General features: G+C 68.4%; 2 protein-coding genes and 2 pseudogenes. 1 reads left to right on the plus strand and 3 read right to left on the minus strand.

Translation table 11 applies throughout. The features are described from left to right. Positions 1 to 474 (minus strand): annotated as a pseudogene (locus tag ACFU8Q_RS39905) (hypothetical protein); the annotation flags it as partial. Positions 475 to 562: 88 nt separating this feature from the next. On the opposite strand from ACFU8Q_RS39905, the gene ACFU8Q_RS39910 reads away from it, so the two are divergent. After that, positions 563 to 1,288, plus strand: a complete 726-nt coding sequence (locus ACFU8Q_RS39910; RefSeq protein ID WP_383764369.1) for a TetR/AcrR family transcriptional regulator — start codon at positions 563 to 565, stop codon at positions 1,286 to 1,288. A gap of 377 nt (positions 1,289 to 1,665) precedes the next feature. Here ACFU8Q_RS39910 and ACFU8Q_RS39915 read toward each other — a convergent pair. Both ACFU8Q_RS39915 and ACFU8Q_RS39920 read right to left on the minus strand, forming a co-directional pair. Then, positions 1,666 to 1,959 (minus strand): annotated as a pseudogene (locus tag ACFU8Q_RS39915) (transposase); the annotation flags it as partial. Then, a complete protein-coding gene (locus tag ACFU8Q_RS39920; protein WP_384464668.1) occupies positions 1,956 to 3,077 on the minus strand; it encodes a winged helix DNA-binding domain-containing protein in 1,122 nt (373 codons plus the stop codon). The gene ACFU8Q_RS39920 and the pseudogene ACFU8Q_RS39915, both read right to left, overlap by 4 nt. Between the last annotated feature and the right edge of the window lie 909 nt (positions 3,078 to 3,986).

Consider the following 3,986-nt stretch of genomic DNA (forward strand, 5'->3'; position numbering starts at 1 on the left):
GCGCACCCTGCCCTTCACATGCCTGCGCAGGATGGCATTCTCGTGCCGCAGCACCAGCAGTTCGGCATCCTTGGCGGTGTCTCGACGCAGTAGGACCGCGGGGACGGACAACAGCGCGCGGGCGGTGCGGTAGAGCAGGGACACGATCATCAGGGCAGCATTACAAGTCCCCACAGACGACCCTGGAGGCGGGTGCTGGCCAGCAGCGATGATTTTACGAGCCCCACAGGAGTTGGAGGAGCCGGGGCCGCCGTGGAGCTCCAGCAGCACCGGGTTGTTCCGGTCCTCGCCGCGGATCGAGATCCACTGGTCGATCCCACCGATGCGGACGAAGTCCTGCTCGTTGATGCCGTTCGGGGTGGTGATGCGCATCAGCCGGGCGTTACGGACCTGCTTGAGCCGGCGGTAGCCCAGCGTTCCGGTCACGGGCGCGACGAGGGCGGCGACGGACGCCATGAGAACAATGCCGATCACAGTCACTCCCCAAAACTGTATATCTGATACACAATTGAGTGTATGTTATACACGGTTCTGAGTGACCGTCAATCCAAGGAGCCCAGGCGTGGCAGGGAGCAGAGAGAAGAAGCGCGACCCGAAGGCGAGCCTGGCGCTGCTGTGGGGCGAGCAGGAGCAACCCCGTCGCGGTCCGAAGCCCTCGCTGACCGCCGAGCGCATCGTCGGCGCCGCCATCGAGGTCGCCGACGCCGAGGGCCTGGACGCGGTGTCCATGCAGCGCATCGCGACTGAGCTCGACGTCACCACCATGGCGCTGTACCGCTACATCCCCAGCAAGTCCGACCTTGTCGACCTGATGGTCGACGCCGCCCTCGGCGCGCCGCCGGCGCTGAGCGGCATTCCGGGCGGCTGGCGCCCCCAGCTGACCGAATGGGCCCGGCAGTGCTTGGCTCTGTTTCGACGCCACCCGTGGAGCCTGACCGCCACGGCGATGCGTCGGCAGCTCATGGGCCCCAACCAACTGGCCTGGCTCGACGCCGCGCTGGGCGTACTGTCACCCACCGGGCTGTCCGCCGCGCAGCAGCACGACACGTTCCTGCTGGTCATCGGGCACATCCGGAACCTTGCCCAGCAGCTCGTCGACCACGACGAGGAGGGTGACCGGGAGTGGAACCGGCTGTCCGCCGAGCTGCTGGAACGCCACGCGCAGCGCTTCCCCGCACTGACCGCCGCCATCGCCGCCGGCGGCTTCGCGCCGCGCGCTGGCGATCCGCTTGAGTTCGGCCTCGAGCGGATCCTGGACGGGGTCGCCGTGTTGATCGACCGCAACTGAACCCCGGCACCTGGTGCGCGATGTGCTGGCGCATCGTCAGGCTGGTCGACTTCCAGCTCAGGCTTGGCGAGCGTTGGGCCGTGCTCTACTTCTGCCGTGGCGTCCTGCGCCGCTACACCTCAGAGCCCTCCCGCTACCAGGTCGGCGGTAACCGCCTCACCTACCGACCACCACCCCACCACCCCCAGGCTTCAGCCGAGCCGGTAGTCGATCCACCGCCTGCCCGCCTCCGCCGCCCGGCCCCGGTACGCACCCAGTGCGCCTCCGGGGACGCGGACGACGACGGCCCGCGGATGTTGGGGATCCAGCTTGGTTTGGGTGTCAGGTCGAGGACTACCAGCAGAGCGTGGCTGAAGGCCGGCCAGCAAGTCACCACGACCTGCCCGTCCGTGCACCTGGCGTGCGATCAGCTTGGTCTTGGTGCTGACGCCCTCGGTTGGGCCGTTGCTGCATGGGAGTGTGAGCGCGGCGATCACAGCGTCGAGGTCTCGCTCCAGGCCCCGGGTGAAGGCGTGCAGATGGGGCAGATCAACTGCACGGTCCTGGGTGATCCAGAGCTCGAGCGCGTCGGCATTTCCTGGGTGAGGCTTCAGAAGCGGGGCGAAGGTCCGGAGGCCGGCTCGGAGCCGGTAGCACCCCGGCAGGCCCGCCCCTTGGCGCATCGCGGTCAGGCGTCGGCGATGCGCAGTTCACACCCTGCCGCGCCGTCCGACGCGAAGAGCAGAAGACGTTCCCCTTCCTCCGCGAGTTCGGCACGCCGGCGCTTGCTCACCGGGTGGAAGAGCTGGACGTTGAGAGTCGTCGCCCCGCGCGCACGGTCGGTCCGCCACGCCCCGGCGACGAACCCATCGACCAGAATCGTCCCGGGAATCACGGCATTCTTCGTCGCGATGGCCTTGCGGTGCTCGTCGCTGATGATGCGGGTGCGGTCCGTGTGGGAGAGGATCGCGTTGTCATACGGGGCCAGGTAGCGCACCGGCGCGGGCGTGTCGGGGTCCGGACGCGGTGCGCCGGGCAGATCCCACAGCTCTCGGCCGTCCTCGTCACGGAAGGAGACCATCTGCGGGCGTAGGCGCTCGGTCACTGCGCGCAGCCGGGTGAGCCCCGACCACACCTGGATGTCCTTGACGGTGGCAGGGCCGAAAGCCGCCAGATAGCGTAGGACCAGGGCATCGACGTCGGGCTCCGGGTCCAGCGGGGCGCCGAGCCAGTCCTCCGCCGTGGCGTACGTCGTCTGTCCGCTCTGACCCCACACTCCGCGGGGCGGGATCTGGATGACCGGCAGCAGACTGCGTACGACGTTGCCGAGCGTGGAGGCGGGGTGGTCGGGCCAGGTCGTCCGCAAGGAGGCGCTCAGGTCGCCTACGGTCAGAGGAGACTGTTCCAGGAGCTCCCGGCCGGCCGCCGCGACCTTGGCCGGATCCAGCCCGTTCAGGTCCTTGCCGAAGGTGGTGATCAGGCTTCGTTCCATGAAGGGCTGCAGACAGGGCCGAAGCCTGCGGCAGTCGGTGGAGGTGACCAGATGGACGGTGCCCCGCATCAGGGCGATGCGCACGGCCCGCCGTTCGGTGAGCAGGCCAACCAGTTCCGCGGGGCGGAAGTCCTCCAGCCGGGTCCACAGGCCGTAGTACGGCGGAATGGGTGCCTGTGCCTGCAGACCCACGAGGTGCTCGAGCGCCTCCTCCGCCGGCATCGTTCGTCGTGCCAGCAGCAACTGGCGTGCCAGGAAGGCACGGTTGAGAGCCCGCCGCTCGATTACGTCGGCGGGCTGGGGCGAAGTGGTGGCCATCTGACCTCTCAGTTCAGGAGGGCGAAGAACGTGCGCAGTTTGTCGGCGAGGACGGACGGTCTCTTAGCTATGTACGTGGGTAACGGGGGCAGTAAGCGGGACACACCCGACCTCGTGGACCTCACGCCGGCCGAGATTCGACGTCTGCTGGCAGTTGGACCCCGCCGCCGTGCTCCGGACCGCGACCACGCGATGAGGTGGTCCCACTGGCGTCGCCGCCACCGAGCACGCGCCCGCCGCTGCCACTACAAGCAGCGCGGCCACACGTTCGTGGGGCGACCCGGCAAAAACCGCCCCACCCCTATTCCAGCCCGCTACACTCCCCACACCCAAGCCGTTGACCAGCGCGAATGAAGAAGTCCGGCTGGAGTACTAGGCCGTGTGGAAGCGCGCGCAGGGTCCGGCACGAACAGGCTCAACCGGCGAGTGGTCGGCTGCGTCAGTCGTCCGCAGAGCGTGTCGATCCGGGTCATCGCCCAGTCGATCCGCCCCTCCGCGGCATGCAGATGGCGGAGGTGCGCCCGCCACTCCGACTCGTCCTGCTCTCGAGGAGGACTTCCCAGCGGCCCGCGTCCGAGGAGGTGCGGGCGGCAGGCTGGCGTCCGTGTCCTGTTGCTGGTGTTTCCTCTTCCGCTGTCCTGGCACCGGCTCAGCATCGCGGGCTCGCGTCACAGCAGCAAGGCCATTTCCCCATCCTGAAACCTGCGCTCGCCGATCGGTGCGGTGTCCTCGTCCGTATGCCTGTTGGAGAGGACACGACGTTCTCGTGGTTCCCGCTGCCCGCGGGTACTCAGTTGCTCGCGATGCCGAGCGCCGTACGGATCTCGCTTGTCAGCCGCGCGTCCAGGCCGGGCGTGGTCATCCGGTTCTTGACCAGAGCGAAGGAGAACCGATGCGCCGGGTCGGCGA

The organism is Streptomyces sp. NPDC057543, assembly GCF_042801895.1.
GTDB lineage: Bacteria > Actinomycetota > Actinomycetes > Streptomycetales > Streptomycetaceae > Streptomyces.